Consider the following 14,978-nt stretch of genomic DNA (forward strand, 5'->3'; position numbering starts at 1 on the left):
ACCATATAGTCATTGAATATTAGTGATCTAAAGAAACAGAATGAACATAAGATAGCTGTTTTAACGAGCAATAAAATTCAGGCAATGTGGTTTTTTGGCGAACCACCAGTTTTAAATTGACTTCTACTCGCTCTTTTTTTATGTCACGTATTGTTAGGTTTTCAATAATGTCTTTATGTTGTTTTAAATACTCAATGAGTAAGGGGACGCCATCTTCATGGGTAAACAACATTCGAACTTTAATCTTGCCTAATTTTTGATTTTTCATCTGAAACAATGCCACTTGTGGGCTCAGTTGAATCGCCAAGAAAAAAAGAATGGTGACAATTAATGCGTGCCAATAAAAGCCAGAACCACACGCAATTCCAACGCCAGCTGAAGCCCAAACAATCGCTGCGGTTGTCAGTCCTGAAATCGCATCATCACGACGATGTAAAATAACGCCCGCGCCTAAAAAGCCCACTCCGCTGATTATTTGCGCCGCTAATCTCATTGGGTCACTGCGAATATTATCTGAAATATTGGCGTAATATTCGGCAGACTGAATAGAAACGATAGTTAATAAACAGCTAGCAACAGCAATAATGACACAGGTTTTAAAGCCGACAGGTTTTCCCTTTGATTCACGTTCTAAGCCAATAAAGCCGCCTAAAATAAAGGCGGCGAGTAATTTAGCAATACTTGATAGTGACAAAGGGCCAATGGTGTCGACAAACTGCATAAGAGCATCCATGGCTTACCTCTGTATATTTCGAATTACGGTGCTACAGCGCCCTCAGGTGCTTTTTTATCGTCGTTATTTTTCTTTTTAGAAACATCATCTTTAAAGAAGAAGATAAAGAACACACTGACAACGGCAGCGACGATAGCAGGGTAATGCCAGAAGGTTTCCCATTGTGGTAAGGACTCGCTACCTTTTTCCGTGACTGTTGAGTTAAATATTTGCCCGCAAATCGTGGAGGCAAATAATAAACCGAAGCCGTTTGAAACAATAAAGCGTAACCCTTGAGCTTGTGCGCGGATTTCTGGTTTTGCTTTACGGTCGACATAAATATCGCCAGCGGTAAAGAAGAAGTCCCAACATAATCCCTGAAGCATCAACCCAAAGACAATAAAATATAAACTGGTATCGACCGCAGCATAGGCAAATAATGTTGAGCGAATAATCCAGCTAATAGCACCTAATAATAAAGTGATTTTAAAACCGAACTTCATCAAGAAGAACGATAGGAAGAACATAAACAGCACTTCACAGGCAATACCAATCTGCATAATAGAAGCGGCATTATCAAACCCAAGCGTTTTAATAAACACAGGGATATAGGCGGAATAAGCTGTTTTTGGAATCATTAATACAAAGATGCTAAACATTAAAATAGCGAAATAGCGGTCTTTAAATAATGACAATGCGTCTAAGCATAAAATATCGCGTGTGGAGAAGGGTTTGCCTTTAGCTTTTGGTGGCGTATTTGGCAGTGTAAAACAGTAAAAGCCTAATACGACTGCAACTGCAGATGCGATATACCATGTCATGGTACTGCCCGAGAAGCCCATTTCCCCTAAAATAAATCCGATAGCCATAAAACCAAACGTACCGAATACACGAATGATAGGGAAATATTTCACACCATTAATATGGGAGAAGCTGATGCTATTAGAAAGTGCGGTTGTTGGGTAAAACAGCAGGCCAATAATAAAGATCAAAAATAGGGTCATGCCACTGTTTTGTGCCTCAATAAATTGAGGAACACATAAAATGACGGCGGCATTAATTAAGTGAAGGATCCCCATCACTTTTTGTGATGCAAAGAAACGGTCAGCAACCATACCAATAAATAACGGTGAAATAATGGTCGCGACACCTAATAACGCATAAGCATTACCAATAATATGTGCCATACCATAGGTGCTTAATACCAGTCCCATCGTCATATTCCACGCACCTTGCATGAAATATTGCACAAACATCATGATCAGCAAGCGGGAAGTGATTTTCATATCCATTTTATTTCCCTCTTAATGTGTTTCTAACGTTAGTCCGTCATACGCGACACGGATATTATAAGGAGCACAAACCGCCACTAATTCTTCATGCAGTAATTTACCACTGTGTGAAATATGAGAAACGGCAATTTGAGTATTAGAATGCAAACAACCTTGTTGTTGCAGCCTTTCTTGTGCTGCAAAGACGGTTTCTAGGCTCATATGGTTATCGGTACGGTTATTGCCATTTAGTCCATAAGTGCATTCGAATACAACAATATCTAGCGGTTTGTTTTCAAGCCATTGCCAAGTCAGTTCTGGGAACCAGCCTGAGTCGTGGCCATAGAAAATCGCTTTGCCATCTTTTTCAATATGATAGACATAACAGAGCTCCCATTTCGCATGGTTTGCTAGTAATGGGGTAATTTTATATCCATTTCTTTCAACGGTGACAAAAGGGATTAAACAATGAAAAGCGAAACGCTCTTTGCTGTACCCCGGTAGCACTTCAAGGCAGCCATTGATTGCACGATCGTTGCCAAATATATGAAGTGGATGGTGAATTTCAAAGCCATAACCTTCCATTCTACTGAACAGATCGCCCACATTAAAATGGTCAGGGTGAGTGTGAGTGAATAGCAGGCTTTCAAAATGGGTTGCATCCATTCCATCACGCATGAGTTGATAACTAAATGTGGGAGACACGTCGATCAACATGAGCTCATCCACAATAGCCGAGGAGTGAGTTCTGATATCTTTACCACCAAGTTGCCTTGCTTTTTGGCAGTGCTCACAACGGCAAAAAGGGTTTGGTATACCCTCTGAAGCCGCAGTACCTAAAAAATGAATTTTCATGATAATTTCCTTTATCTTATTGTTTTATTTTGGGTTATTAAATCCCTGGTGCTGGTGTTAAATCGATAAAACTATTATTTGAACGTTCCAATGATAATTTGGTGAGATTAGTTTGCCAATGACAGATATTCAGATCAGTGATCTCATTCAAATTAAAATAATTATCTATTTGATTAATAGTTATATTTTTTATTTTTTGCTTTGTGTGTATCGAATGTTAATACTTTCCATTATTTGATTGTTTTATCTGCATATTTATTTTGGAACGTTCAAATTAATTATCGGTGGTCGTGATAAATAATTCAGGTATGCTATTGCGAGAAGCAATTAAGGTGAAAAGACAAATGGCAACAATTAAAGACATTGCAAAATTGGCGGGTGTTTCTCATGGAACGGTTTCTAACGTTTTGAATAAACGTGGAAATGTGAGTGTAGAGAAAATTGAGGCTGTCTATAAAGCAGCAAAGCAAATGGGGTACCAGCTCAATACACAAGCGCAATTGTTGAGAACCAATAAAAGCCACAAAATCGCAATACTATTACCGCAGTTAGTGTCCGATAAATACGCAATCTTTTTTAATTCATTTAGGCAATCAATCTCTTTGTACCCCGAGATAACCTATGATCTATTTTTGACGGATGATCTTGAAACAACAGAGTTAGATGCATTACAAAAAATTGCAGCGGGTGGATATAAACAGGTGGTTGCTGTGAGTTGTTTGCAAGACGCGAACACTTATTTTGATACATTAAAATTACCTGCTTCTCAGATTGTGTTTATTTATCGCCAACCAGCCAATGCCCATCATTTTTTCACGTTAGATTTTTCTCAAGCAGCAGAGGCGATTTGCCAACAAATTGCGACCAGCCGCAGTCAACTGGTGGGGATTTTCAGCGATGAACATGGTGAGTTAGAACATTCAACGTTTGTGAGTGAGTTACAAAAAAGCCTCAAGCAGTGTGCACCAAATAAAAAATATATTGTGATCCGAGCATCGAATGATGAATCCTATAAAGCTGCATTTGATTTTTTCACCTTAGACCAAACACCAGACTTGTTTGTTGCTGAAGATATTGAAAAGGCAAGTTTTTTAACTCAAGCCAGTTTTTTTGGTAGCAACAGTGATTGCCCTGCTATTTTTGCCTTAAGTGGCAATATTCCCCCAATATTAAAAGGGCTACACTGTTTTCCGATGAATTATGCGCAGCTAGGGTTAGAGGTTGTTGATGAGCTAATGAAAGAGGATGAACTGGAAAGCGAGAATCTGTGGGCAAACACTGTTTATGTGCGTAACCAAAGTGGCAACCTTTATACTGCAACACCAGCACTTAGTACTGTTAATAAAGATGAGCCGAGTTTGAATCTCCTTATTTTGCCAAGTCCTTCGACAAATGCACTCAAAAAGCTCTTACCCCACTTTTATCGCCAAACGGGCATTAAGGTTAATTTAGCCATACATCCTTATGACGAAGTCTACCAAATATTGGGACAGCTCCATTTACATCCTTATTATGATTTATTGCGGATTGATATGGCCTGTTTTCCTTGGTTTGCAGAGCGAATATTACAGCCACTAGATAATGTCGGGAACGGCTTAACGGATTTATTAAGCAGCTTTTCCAAACCAACCCAACAAAAATTTAGTTTAGTCGGGGACACTGCTTATGCTATGCCATTTGATGCTAGTGCCCAGTTGTTGTTTTATCGAAAAGATTTGTTTGAAGACCCGATCCTAAGGCGTAGGTATTACGAGAAAACAGGCAATGAATTGGCTGTGCCGACGAGTTTTCACGAATACGACCAAGTCACACAGTTTTTTACAGAGCAGCATGAAAAAGGGCAATTTTCTCGCCCAATTGGTGCATCAACAACATTGGGAAGTGCTGGCTTAATAGCAAGTGAATATTTGCTGCGCTACTATGCAGAAGGTGGGCGGTTAATTGAGGGTGATGGTATCCCTCGATTAGAAATGCCTTTGGCGGGCAAAGTGTTAAGCGATTATCTACACCAAGTTTCTGTCACTGAAAATATCCATGAAAAGTGGTGGAGCGAATCCGTTAGGCAATTCGAGCAAGGTGAACTTGCTATGTTAATTGCCTATATGAATCTGTTTAATGATGTGGCTCATAGCGATATTTTTCCAAAAATTGGTTATGCCTCTGTGCCAGGTGGGCTTCCACAACTCGGGGGAGGCGCGCTCGGAGTATCTCGTTATAGCCAAAAATCACATTATGCAGAGCAATTTTATCGTTGGCTCTATTCACCTATCGTGATGGATCATCTTATTTTATTGGGTGGGAATAGTAACCACCAAGATTTCAGCCATAACCAAGAAATCTGCCATCGCTACCCTTGGATGCCACTGGCTTATCAAGAGATTAACCGCGGGATCCGCGAATCCTCCATTCCAAACGGTAAGTTATTTAATTTGCGCCAAGCTGAAGTGATCATTGGTCAAGGGATTACTAATGTGGTGAATAAGATCATGACAATAGAAGAAACCATTGAATACATTAATCAGCGTTTATTAGTGGATACCCAAGGGGAACGATAGAGTGGGGAGATTGGTGAGCGCAATGTGGTAAAAGTTGCATTGTTAATTTTGATAAGCGTTACAAAGCAAAAAACCAGCCTTTAGGCTGGTTTCTTTAAATAGTGGTGCCCGGACTCGGAATCGAACCAAGGACACGGGGATTTTCAATCCCCTGCTCTACCGACTGAGCTATCCGGGCAACGGAACGTATTAAACCTGATTCCATCAGTTGAGTCAAGGCGCATTATAAAAACTTTCGACCGTATGCGCTTTTTTTCAACACCTTAGCTACTTTTTAAACGAAATGCCCTAAAAATATCTGGGTAATGAAGAACACCCGCTGTTTAACGGGTGATTTTCATCTGTTCGCCAATGTTAGCGCAAATATTTTTTCTGTGCCTTGTTCACTTTAATGAGGTAATTACGTGACTCAGCAGCTGGGTGCTTAGTGGACAATGTTTCATACACTTCACCTGGTTCTAAATTGTTAATACGCTGAGCTGCCTGCTTTTTATCACTATGGAACACTCGTAGAACACTGCCTGCGCCGCCATTGTATGCGGTAATAACAGCATAACGGCGAGAGGTTTGATTGCGAATATCGCCTAAATAGCTGTTTTGCAAGATAGCCAAATAGGCAGTCCCCGTATCAATGTTCTTTTCTGGATCGAACAAATAGCTGCGACTAGGCACACCGGACTTTCCTTGTGAGCGGAAAACGTCTTTACCTGCCGTGTTTGGCATTATCTGCATCAAACCAAGTGCATCTGAGCGGCTTACGGCATAAGGGTTAAAGCTCGATTCAATTTGCATAATTGCAAGGATTAATGACTCATCAACGCCATATTTTGCTGATGACTTTTTAATATACGGCAAATATTTGTGGGCGCGTTTGTCTAGGTGGTTAGGCACTAATTGCATCGTGACTGACCAAACGATATTCATGCCAGATTGGCGGCGCTGTATTTTGTTTTCTATCAGATAATCTGCAAATTTTGTTGCTCGCCACTCCCAACGAATCGCTTCCCCTGTGTTATCGAGTACTTGGCCAAATAAAAATGGTTCTTTACTGTAGGGGATATCGTTAATATCAGAATAGAGGTCGATGGAGTTAGGGTCATCGCCCATCAATAAGGTGGTGACAATCGCTTTTTTGAGGTGTTGCGATGGCTCTACAGCGGAAATGGTTTCAACTGTAATCGTCCCTGCATCGAAATTAATATGACTACGTGTACGGTATTCATCTGTATATTTAACGTAATCTTTTGGCCCCGCAATGAGGACTTCCTTAATTCCCCAAATATTTTCGATATTATGGGCAAATTGGCCCATTAAAATATCAAATCCATTGGTGTCTTTGACATAATCAGGGTTGAAGTCCGTTTTTTGGTTGCTGGAACACGAAACAAGTAGCGGGATCAATAAACTCAGCGCAAATAGTTTTTTCATACGATTCACAGTATTGGTGCAAAAGTCTACCTACAGAGTAGGTAGACAGACAGATTATTTTTCAGGTGTATAGCCGTCAATGTGAATATCATGGCCTTCAAATAAGAACTTGACCATTTCTTGTTCTAACATCTTACGATCGTCTGGATTCATTGTATTGAGTTTCTTTTCATTAATTAGCATAGTTTGCTTCGTCATCCACTGGCTCCATGCTTCTTTAGAAATCTCATTAAAAATACGTTTCCCTAACTCACCTGGGTAAAGTTGAAAATCTTGCCCATCTGCGTCACGTTGTAAGAATGTACAAAAAATCGTTCTACTCATTAAAATTTCCTCAAATATCAGGTAGTAAGGCGAGCTGTTTTAATAAACTTTCAACTGGGGCGGCAAGGCCGATAGTTGCGCCTAGGTGTAAGTTATACCAGAGTCCTTTGCCTTCATCCATGGCAGAATTAAATGCCTGAATCTTAACTTTTACAGGGATAATATCTAAATGGAAATGGCTAAACGTGTGGCGAAAGGCAATTAACTGCTCAGGAGAGTCATAAGAAAGGCCTGATTCCGCTAACCATGCTGTTAATTGTTCTGAAGACTCAAACTGTGGAAAGGCGAATAACCCACCCCAAATACCAGAAGGGGGACGCTGCTCTAACCAGACATTGTCTTCATGTTGCATAATTAAAAACCAGGCGGTTTTTTCAGGGATTTTTTGTTTCGGTTTTTTCCCTGGGTAGTTTTGCCATGAATGGTTGGCATAGGCAACACAGCCAAAGTTAAGTGGGCAAAGCTCGCATTTTGGTTTACTGCGGGTGCAAACCATCGCGCCTAAATCCATCATTGCTTGGTTAAAATATTCTACGCCATCATTGGGCGTGACATCGGTGCTAATTTCCCACAGGCGGTTTTCTACCTCTTTTTTCCCGGGCCAGCCATCAACGGCATAAGCACGAGCCAGCACGCGTTTTACGTTGCCATCTAAAATAGGGTAATGTTGCTGTTGGGACAGAGATAAAATTGCGCCAGCCGTAGAGCGACCAACCCCGGGCAAAGCCAACACTTCATCAAAAGTGGTTGGGAATTTCCCACCATACTGATCAGCAACGACTTTTGCTGCCTTGTGCAAATTGCGGGCACGGGCATAATAGCCAAGGCCTGTCCATAAATGTAAAACCTCATCCAATGGCGCGTTGGCAAGGGCGGTAATATCTTCAAAACGAGAAATAAATTTCTCAAAATATGGGATAACGGTACTGACTTGGGTTTGTTGCAGCATCACCTCAGACAGCCATACGTGGTAAGAGGACTTTTCCTGCTGCCACGGTAATGTTTTGCGTCCATATTTGTGATACCAGTCGAGCACTGCATGAGAAAATTGTTGAGCTTCCATTGAACACTTTATTTTTTTATCGATTTTTTAATAATGCTAAGGATTGCAACATAGACGCGGTAGGCTGTAAACCGCTTATTGTGTGGTTTAGTGTAAAGTTAGCCAATTATCAACTGCATCCTTGTTGAAGTTTTGCTAAACTCCTACTCTTACCCTGCGATTACTGTTAGGTAATTAATCTAATGGTTTGAATTAGCAAGGGTAATTTAAACATAATTGCTATTTACTAGCCTTATAGAACTTGATCGTTGGCACATTAACTTAATTGGGCAACTATTTTTTAGAACCTTTATTATGATCAATAATGTTATCTCCCCCGAATATAATGAAGAAGGGCGGGTTATGCGCCGTGTCCGTAGTTTTGTCCGCCGTCAAGGGCGTCTGACAAAACGTCAGGAAGACGCATTAGAAAAAGAATGGGCTGAAATGGGGATTGATTTTATCAATGAACCCTTTGATTTCGCCAAAGTATTTAGTAACTCAAACCCAGTGACGCTGGAAATTGGGTTTGGTATGGGCGCCTCATTGGTGACTATGGCATCGCAAAATCCACAGCAAAACTTTTTAGGCATTGAAGTTCATGCGCCAGGTGTGGGCGCATGCTTAGCATCGGCAAAAGAAGAAAACGTCAGTAATGTCCGTGTGATGTGCCATGATGCGATTGAAGTCTTGGATTGCATGGTGCCCAATGGAAGCCTTGCGATGGTTCAGTTATTTTTCCCTGACCCATGGCATAAAGCAAAACACAATAAACGCCGTATTGTTCAAGTGCCATTTGCTGAAAAAATTCGCAGTAAATTAGCGGTTGGTGGTGTTTTCCATATGGCGACCGACTGGGAGCCGTATGCAGAACATATGCTTGATGTCATGAAGAGTGTCGAAGGGTATAAAAATTTATCACCAACAGGTGATTATGTTCCTCGTCCAGAATCAAGACCAGAAACAAAATTTGAAAAGCGCGGCCAGCGGTTAGGGCACGGTGTATGGGATTTAATGTTTGAGAGGACCAAATAATGGCTAAACAACCACGTAGTCGTCGTTTACGTAAAAAAATGCGTTTGGATGAATTCCAAGAGTTAGGTTTTACGGTTAAATGGAGTTTTAAAGAAGGTACACCGATCGAAGAAGTTGACACTACCGTTGACCAACTGATTGCTGAAGCTATTGAACCAAACGGTTTAGCATTCGAAGCAAGCGGCTACTTGAGCTGGGAAGGGATTGTTTGCCTACAGCAAATTGGTAAATGTACCGAAGAACACCGTCAAATCGTTGAAAATTGGTTAAAAGCAAAAGGGATGAACGACGTTGTTGTTTCTGAACTGTTTGATGTTTGGTGGGAATAATCACTTTTTGGTTGATTAAATCACACTAAATAAATAGGCTGAGTTTCTCAGTGTTTGAAGAGGCATCCAAGTTTTGGGTGCCTTTATTTTCTGGAGTAAAAGTTTTGAGTGCTATGTTTTCTAACCAGCTACTTAACGACATTCTAGACCAAGTTCGGCCGCTAATAGGCCAAGGTTGTGTTGCCAACTATATTCCTGCGCTAGGTTGTGTGCCTTCTCATCATCTTGGTATCGCCGTTTCCACCATTGACGGTGAGGTTTTCACCGCAGGGGATGCCTATCAACGTTTTTCCATTCAGTCTATTTCAAAAGTGTTGAGCCTGACATTGGCGATGACGCGCTACGAAGAAAATGAAATTTGGAGCCGTGTTGGCAAAGAGCCATCAGGGCTACCATTTAACTCATTAATTCAAATTGAAATGGAAAAAGGTATCCCACGAAACCCGTTTATTAATGCAGGTGCGATTGTGATTGCAGATATGTTGCAGTCGCGTTTAAGTGCGCCAAAACAACGTATGCTAGAGTTTGTTCGAAAATTATCGTGTGAGCCTGATATTACCTACGATACAACCGTTGCTCGCTCTGAAATGGAACATGCAAGCCGTAATGCAGCAATCGGCTATTTAATGAAATCATTTGGTAATTTTGAAAATGATGTTTTGACGGTGCTCGAAACTTATTTTCATTATTGCTCTCTAAGTATGAACTGTGTTGAATTAGCGAGATGTTTCTCCTATTTAACATCGCAAGGAATGTCATCTTGCTCCATAGACCCCATTATTACCCCATTACAATCAAGGCAAATCAATGCATTGATGATGACATGTGGAATGTATGATGGCTCTGGTGAATTTGCATTTCGTATTGGAATGCCAGGGAAATCAGGTGTTGGCGGCGGTATTGTTTGTGTTGTCCCTAACCAATTTACTGTGGCGGTATGGTCACCTGAACTCGATGCAGCAGGGAATTCTCTGGTGGGTTGCGCTGCTTTAGAGCTATTATCGAAACGAATTGGGCGTTCTGTTTTCTAATTAATTCAACGCCTTCTAGGAGATGTTATGTTACGCCGTACATTAATTGCATTTTCACTGTTAGCGAGTGCAGCGAGCCAAGCTGCGGATTATAACTGCTCAGTGACACCGAACGATGATATTTTCATGACGCCAGAAAGCGTGCGAGTGGTTGGTCGCAGTGGCGATTTAGTGATTACACCTAATGGTGAGATCACGTTAAACGGCAAAAATATTGCGGCGACTGAGGCTCAAAAACAGCAAGCGATCCGTTATCAATCGGCAATTCGTAATGATTTACCTTGGATAAAACAAGAGTCTGAGAAAAAACTGGCAACGTCACGTGAAACGGTAGATAAAGTCGTTGTTAAGGTCATTGGCAGCGACAGTAATGTACGTAAACGTTTGACTAAGCTAGAAAAAGACCTGAATAGCCAAATCAACCAAATTATTGAAACCCGTCCGAATGGCTATGCTTTTCATCATGAAGCGATGAAAAATGCGGAAACAAAAGGCAAGCAGTTGGTGAATGAAAGCTTGGGCGGTATTTTACAAGATAGCATCAACGAAATGGGGCGCAAGCAACTGTTATCAGGTGGTGATGCTAACCAAGCGCTACAAGGCATGCTGGGCAATCTAGGTGGTTTGCAGCAAGAGCTTGAAACAGAATGGAAAAAACAAGAGAAAAGCTTCCAATTGTTTGGTGTTCAAGTGTGTTCAAAAGTCACTGGCATTGAGCAACAACGGGTTTCTTTATTGAATTCCTTAAAAGCCAAATAATCCATTTATCTATATTTCTTAAAAACAGCCCTGTATTAACTGCATGGCTGTTTTTTTATTTATGATGGTTATTATGTGGATTTATAAATGTGATTTTAGTTCCATTAATGGGAATGAAAATGAAATTGATTCTTATTTGATTGACATGTAGGCCTCTCTCTTTACAATGCGAGTTTGGCTTAATGACTTAATTGGGATCGTTTAAATGAAAAAGTTCATTCCTGCTTTACTTGTTTCTGTATTGTCACTCTCTGCTCCTTTAGCGCTTGGTGCTGAATCTGCTGCTTTCGCTCCAAATGCTGTCACTGCGCAAGGCGTCGAAAAAGTGACAATTAAGCATTTATCGGGTGAAACAGAAGTTATTAAAAAACCTAAAAAAGTGGTTTTATTTGACTTCGGTGTATACGACTCAATGCAAAAACTGGGTTTAGGCGATAACGTGGTGGCTTTACCGACGGCAAATGCGCCTGCTTATGTGAAAGGCAGTATTCCAGCATCAATGGAAAATGCAGGTGGCATGAAACAGCCTGATTTGGCTAAAATTGAGCAATTAAAACCTGATTTAATCGTCATCACGGGGCGTCAGGGGAAATCATACGAAGCCTTATCCAAAATTGCACCGACCATTAATTTAGGTTCTGACAGCAAACATTATATTGAATCAGTAAAAGCAAACTTAGCCGTACTTGGTGATTTATACGGTAATCAAAAAGCCGTTGATGAACAGCTCGTTCAGTTAGACAAAACCATTGCAGATGCTCAGAAAAAAGCGGCTGATTCTAAGAAAAAAGTCTTAGTACTGATGCACAATGACGGCAAATTAATCCCAAATAACCAAGCCGTGGTTTATGACGTGGTAAAAGCACAGCGTGCAGAATTGCAGATTGATGAAAATGCGGATAAATCAAAACGCCGTGTTGTCGATACCAAAACCATTGCGCAAGCAAATCCTGATGTCATCTTAATTGTTGACCGCAGTGAAGCTATCGGTGCTGGGAAATTAGAAAAAACGGTCTTTGAAGACAGCAATATCCAAGAAACCAAAGCATACAAAGACGGTAAGATCACTTACCTGCAATCTGACCTTTGGTATTTATCAGGTGGTGGCTTTGTCAGCTTAACAGAACAAGTTAATGCTGTTGTTAACGCGCTTTAATGAATATCTGCCGTTGTCCTAGCGATAGCGGCAATATGAAATACCCTTATTGTTATTTTTGTCGATCTCATTTTTATCTCTAATAAAAAGCCCGCAGAATGTTATCTCTCGCGGGCTTTCATTAGTTCACTGATTTGGTTATTATTCCTCGCCTAAAAATAGCTCCAACAGCGAGTTTAAGAATAACTTTCCATGTTCTGTAATTTGCCATTCATCATCAGTTTCTGTGATATACCCTTTGGCTAAGGCTTCATTAAGAGCAGGCCTTACAGTTGATTCGGGCAAACCTGTGTATTGGGTAAATTCTTGACGGGGCATGGCCTCAAGTAACCGAAAGCGGTTCATGAAATATTCAAATGGTTTATCTTCGGCTTCTACATCATAAGACTGCTGAAGATACCGACCTTCCATATAACCTCGAGGATGTTTGGTTTTTACCGTACGTAAAATCCGCCCATCTTCAAAGGTAATTTTGCCATGAGCACCACAGCCAATACCGAGATAATCACCAAAGCGCCAGTAATTGAGGTTGTGTTCACACTGATAACCCGATTTTGCGTAGGCAGAGGTTTCATACTGTACATAACCCGCTGCACTGAGTAGCTTGTGACCCTCGGTATAAATGTCCCACAGGGTATCGTCATCAGGCAGCGTTGGTGGCCTTGAACCAAATTGTGTATTGGGCTCGATAGTTAGCTGATACCAAGACAAATGTGGCGGCGCAAGTTCAATCGCTTGTTTTAAATCTGACAAGCCTTCATCGCGCGTTTGTGCGGGTAAGCCATGCATTAAATCGAGATTGAAGCTGCGTAAGTTGAGGTGAGTGGCCAATTTTGCTGCACGTTTCGCCTCATCAGGGCCATGAATACGGCCTAAAGTGATCAGCTTATCGTTACCAAAGCTTTGTACGCCGATTGAAATACGGTTGATTCCCGCAGCCTGGTAGCCTGCAAACCGGTCTGCTTCTACGGTTCCAGGGTTGGCTTCCATGGTGACTTCTGCGTTTGGGTCTAATTGAACTCGTGCGCGGACACCATCCATCAATGCTTGCATGGCTTCAGCCGTCAGCAAACTCGGTGTTCCCCCTCCAATAAAAATCGTTTTAACAGGGCGATCAGCAATTAATTTGGCATCAATATCTAAGTCCGCTAATAAGTGCTCAACATACTCTTTTTGTGGGATCTCTCCTTTTAGAGTATGCGAATTGAAATCACAATAAGGGCACTTTTGCACACACCAAGGAATATGGATATACAAGCTCAGTGGTGGCAACTTATGCATTCTTCAGAGCATCCAGCATCATTGCTAAGGCTTTACCACGATGGGAAACAGCTTGTTTTTCTGCTTTGCTTAACTCTGCAGAGGTACAGCCAAGCTCTGGTACGTAAAAGATAGGATCGTACCCAAAACCGCCTTGGCCTTTGCGTTCGCGGGTAATAATTCCGTGCCAACGGCCATGGAATACTAATGGCGTAGGGTCTTCGGCGTGGCGCAAATACACCAGCACACAGTTAAATTGCGCCTGACGTTGGTCATCAGGCACATTTTTCATTGCATCCAATAGCTTAACGAGGTTTTGCTCGTCAGTTGCTTCCTCACCAGCGTAGCGGGCAGAGTAGATCCCTGGCGCGCCACCAAGGGCATCAACCGAAATTCCTGAGTCGTCAGCAATAGCGGGTAAACCCGTTTGTGCCGACGCGTGTCGAGCTTTCAGGATGGCATTTTCAATAAAGGTTAAACCTGTTTCTTCTGCAGATTCAACACCCAATGAAGTTTGTGCAACGATATCCATACCGAAATCGCGAAGTAAGTCGGCTAATTCATTTACTTTGCCCGGATTCCCGGTCGCTAAAACAACTTTTTGCATCGTTTAAAACTCGTTTTTACATAATACCAATGGAATACATCATTGCGGTCAATGATGGGTCAATCATCAGGGAAATATCCACACGCAAATAATTCAGGGCGATTAAGATAAACATCACAATCATTGCTGAGAAATCTAACCCACCCATTGCTGGGATAATACGGCGAATTGGCGCCATTAGCGGTTCAGTTAATTGGTATAATAAATAATCAACAGGATTACGGCCTTGGCTTACCCAGCTGAGGATGGCGCGGATCAAGATCATCCAGAAGATCAATTTACCTGCATACGTTAGTAATAAAATGATCCCCATTGGGAGAATCGTTACGCCTAAGATAGGCAGTAAGTTAGTTGCCCACATGCCAAAAATAATTGCGGCAATGGCTAAAACAAAAGCAACAACAACAGACGCCGTATCAAGTGAACCAATCGCAGGGATCACACGGCGTAGCGGCGCGACAATCGGTTGTGTGGCTTTGACCACAAATTTGGAAAATGGGTTATAGAAATCCGCACGAACGCACTGCATCCAAACGCGGAGCAATAACACAAAAATATACAGCTGGATCAGAGTGGTAACGACAAATACTAAAGTCTGCATGGCAAGTTCCGCG

Annotated in this window: 15 protein-coding genes and 1 tRNA gene; 6 read left to right on the forward strand and 10 right to left on the reverse strand. The window is 41.5% G+C overall.

Annotation, left to right across the window (positions count from 1 at the left end):
• Positions 1-19: 19 nt before the first annotated feature.
• Genes PR808_RS17675 through PR808_RS17685 form a run of 3 tightly spaced genes read right to left on the reverse strand, consistent with a single transcriptional unit; the run spans position 20 to position 2,838 of the window.
• Positions 20-733, reverse strand: coding sequence for an MgtC/SapB family protein (locus PR808_RS17675; RefSeq protein ID WP_206084716.1), 714 nt, complete (start codon positions 731-733; stop codon positions 20-22).
• Positions 734-756: 23 nt separating this feature from the next.
• Positions 757-2,004 (reverse strand): MFS transporter, encoded by a 1,248-nt coding sequence (locus PR808_RS17680; protein WP_206084717.1) that lies wholly within the window; start codon positions 2,002-2,004, stop codon positions 757-759.
• Between the two features lie 12 nt (positions 2,005-2,016).
• The gene (locus PR808_RS17685; RefSeq protein WP_272539815.1) at positions 2,017-2,838 is read right to left on the reverse strand and encodes an MBL fold metallo-hydrolase; all 822 of its coding nucleotides are present in this window, start codon (positions 2,836-2,838) and stop codon (positions 2,017-2,019) included.
• Positions 2,839-3,182: 344 nt separating this feature from the next.
• Between PR808_RS17685 and PR808_RS17690 the strand changes: the two genes are divergently transcribed.
• The gene (locus tag PR808_RS17690) at positions 3,183-5,393 is read left to right on the forward strand and encodes an extracellular solute-binding protein (protein ID WP_272539816.1); all 2,211 of its coding nucleotides are present in this window, start codon (positions 3,183-3,185) and stop codon (positions 5,391-5,393) included.
• A gap of 102 nt (positions 5,394-5,495) precedes the next feature.
• Here the strand turns inward: PR808_RS17690 and PR808_RS17695 are convergent.
• The 4 genes from PR808_RS17695 to mutY all read right to left on the reverse strand — a co-directional run bounded on the left by PR808_RS17695 (position 5,496) and on the right by mutY (position 8,208).
• A tRNA-Phe gene (locus PR808_RS17695) sits at positions 5,496-5,571 on the reverse strand.
• Positions 5,572-5,747: 176 nt separating this feature from the next.
• Positions 5,748-6,821 carry a membrane-bound lytic murein transglycosylase MltC gene (mltC, locus tag PR808_RS17700; RefSeq protein ID WP_206084720.1) on the reverse strand — a complete coding sequence of 358 codons (1,074 nt, stop codon included), beginning with the start codon at positions 6,819-6,821 and terminating at the stop codon, positions 5,748-5,750.
• 54 nt (positions 6,822-6,875) lie between these two features.
• Positions 6,876-7,145 carry an oxidative damage protection protein gene (locus PR808_RS17705; RefSeq protein WP_206084721.1) on the reverse strand — a complete coding sequence of 90 codons (270 nt, stop codon included), beginning with the start codon at positions 7,143-7,145 and terminating at the stop codon, positions 6,876-6,878.
• A gap of 10 nt (positions 7,146-7,155) precedes the next feature.
• Positions 7,156-8,208 (reverse strand): A/G-specific adenine glycosylase, encoded by a 1,053-nt coding sequence (mutY, locus tag PR808_RS17710; RefSeq protein WP_272539817.1) that lies wholly within the window; start codon positions 8,206-8,208, stop codon positions 7,156-7,158.
• A 294-nt stretch (positions 8,209-8,502) separates the two neighbouring features.
• Here mutY and trmB point away from each other — a divergent pair, with 294 nt between their 5' ends.
• The 5 genes from trmB to PR808_RS17735 all read left to right on the forward strand — a co-directional run bounded on the left by trmB (position 8,503) and on the right by PR808_RS17735 (position 12,497).
• Positions 8,503-9,222: a tRNA (guanosine(46)-N7)-methyltransferase TrmB gene (trmB, locus tag PR808_RS17715; RefSeq protein ID WP_206084723.1), complete on the forward strand. Its 720-nt coding sequence runs from the start codon at positions 8,503-8,505 to the stop codon at positions 9,220-9,222.
• The gene (locus tag PR808_RS17720; protein WP_206084724.1) at positions 9,222-9,551 is read left to right on the forward strand and encodes a YggL family protein; all 330 of its coding nucleotides are present in this window, start codon (positions 9,222-9,224) and stop codon (positions 9,549-9,551) included. The genes trmB and PR808_RS17720 overlap by 1 nt, the downstream gene beginning before the upstream one ends.
• Before the next feature lie 104 nt (positions 9,552-9,655).
• On the forward strand, positions 9,656-10,582 hold the full coding sequence (gene glsB / locus PR808_RS17725) for a glutaminase B (RefSeq protein WP_272539818.1): 927 nt from the start codon (positions 9,656-9,658) through the stop codon (positions 10,580-10,582).
• A 27-nt stretch (positions 10,583-10,609) separates the two neighbouring features.
• A complete protein-coding gene (locus PR808_RS17730) occupies positions 10,610-11,341 on the forward strand; it encodes a DUF2884 family protein (protein WP_272539819.1) in 732 nt (243 codons plus the stop codon).
• A 205-nt stretch (positions 11,342-11,546) separates the two neighbouring features.
• Positions 11,547-12,497 carry a siderophore ABC transporter substrate-binding protein gene (locus tag PR808_RS17735; RefSeq protein WP_206084727.1) on the forward strand — a complete coding sequence of 317 codons (951 nt, stop codon included), beginning with the start codon at positions 11,547-11,549 and terminating at the stop codon, positions 12,495-12,497.
• A 141-nt stretch (positions 12,498-12,638) separates the two neighbouring features.
• Here PR808_RS17735 and hemW read toward each other — a convergent pair whose 3' ends face one another.
• The 3 genes from hemW to PR808_RS17750 are packed head-to-tail and all read right to left on the reverse strand — an operon-like array spanning position 12,639 to position 14,965.
• The gene (gene hemW, locus PR808_RS17740; protein WP_206084728.1) at positions 12,639-13,778 is read right to left on the reverse strand and encodes a radical SAM family heme chaperone HemW; all 1,140 of its coding nucleotides are present in this window, start codon (positions 13,776-13,778) and stop codon (positions 12,639-12,641) included.
• Positions 13,771-14,364 carry an RdgB/HAM1 family non-canonical purine NTP pyrophosphatase gene (gene rdgB / locus PR808_RS17745; RefSeq protein ID WP_206084729.1) on the reverse strand — a complete coding sequence of 198 codons (594 nt, stop codon included), beginning with the start codon at positions 14,362-14,364 and terminating at the stop codon, positions 13,771-13,773. The genes hemW and rdgB overlap by 8 nt, the downstream gene beginning before the upstream one ends.
• 16 nt (positions 14,365-14,380) lie before the next feature.
• Positions 14,381-14,965: a YggT family protein gene (locus tag PR808_RS17750; protein ID WP_272539820.1), complete on the reverse strand. Its 585-nt coding sequence runs from the start codon at positions 14,963-14,965 to the stop codon at positions 14,381-14,383.
• Positions 14,966-14,978 lie beyond the last annotated feature (13 nt).

Origin of the sequence: Providencia sp. PROV197 (assembly GCF_028479625.1) — a bacterium.
In the GTDB taxonomy this organism is placed as follows: domain Bacteria; phylum Pseudomonadota; class Gammaproteobacteria; order Enterobacterales; family Enterobacteriaceae; genus Providencia; species Providencia vermicola.

What these genes read in the sequence shown, in the direction of transcription:
- PR808_RS17675 (WP_206084716.1), bottom strand. Translation starts at nt 733, where the DNA reads ATGGATGCTCTTATGCAGTTTGTCGACACCATTGGCCCTTTGTCACTA.
- PR808_RS17680 (WP_206084717.1), bottom strand. Translation starts at nt 2,004, where the DNA reads ATGGATATGAAAATCACTTCCCGCTTGCTGATCATGATGTTTGTGCAA.
- PR808_RS17685 (WP_272539815.1), bottom strand. Translation starts at nt 2,838, where the DNA reads ATGAAAATTCATTTTTTAGGTACTGCGGCTTCAGAGGGTATACCAAAC.
- PR808_RS17690 (WP_272539816.1), top strand. Translation starts at nt 3,183, where the DNA reads ATGGCAACAATTAAAGACATTGCAAAATTGGCGGGTGTTTCTCATGGA.
- mltC (WP_206084720.1), bottom strand. Translation starts at nt 6,821, where the DNA reads ATGAAAAAACTATTTGCGCTGAGTTTATTGATCCCGCTACTTGTTTCG.
- PR808_RS17705 (WP_206084721.1), bottom strand. Translation starts at nt 7,145, where the DNA reads ATGAGTAGAACGATTTTTTGTACATTCTTACAACGTGACGCAGATGGG.
- mutY (WP_272539817.1), bottom strand. Translation starts at nt 8,208, where the DNA reads ATGGAAGCTCAACAATTTTCTCATGCAGTGCTCGACTGGTATCACAAA.
- trmB (WP_206084723.1), top strand. Translation starts at nt 8,503, where the DNA reads ATGATCAATAATGTTATCTCCCCCGAATATAATGAAGAAGGGCGGGTT.
- PR808_RS17720 (WP_206084724.1), top strand. Translation starts at nt 9,222, where the DNA reads ATGGCTAAACAACCACGTAGTCGTCGTTTACGTAAAAAAATGCGTTTG.
- PR808_RS17730 (WP_272539819.1), top strand. Translation starts at nt 10,610, where the DNA reads ATGTTACGCCGTACATTAATTGCATTTTCACTGTTAGCGAGTGCAGCG.
- PR808_RS17735 (WP_206084727.1), top strand. Translation starts at nt 11,547, where the DNA reads ATGAAAAAGTTCATTCCTGCTTTACTTGTTTCTGTATTGTCACTCTCT.
- hemW (WP_206084728.1), bottom strand. Translation starts at nt 13,778, where the DNA reads ATGCATAAGTTGCCACCACTGAGCTTGTATATCCATATTCCTTGGTGT.
- rdgB (WP_206084729.1), bottom strand. Translation starts at nt 14,364, where the DNA reads ATGCAAAAAGTTGTTTTAGCGACCGGGAATCCGGGCAAAGTAAATGAA.
- PR808_RS17750 (WP_272539820.1), bottom strand. Translation starts at nt 14,965, where the DNA reads ATGCAGACTTTAGTATTTGTCGTTACCACTCTGATCCAGCTGTATATT.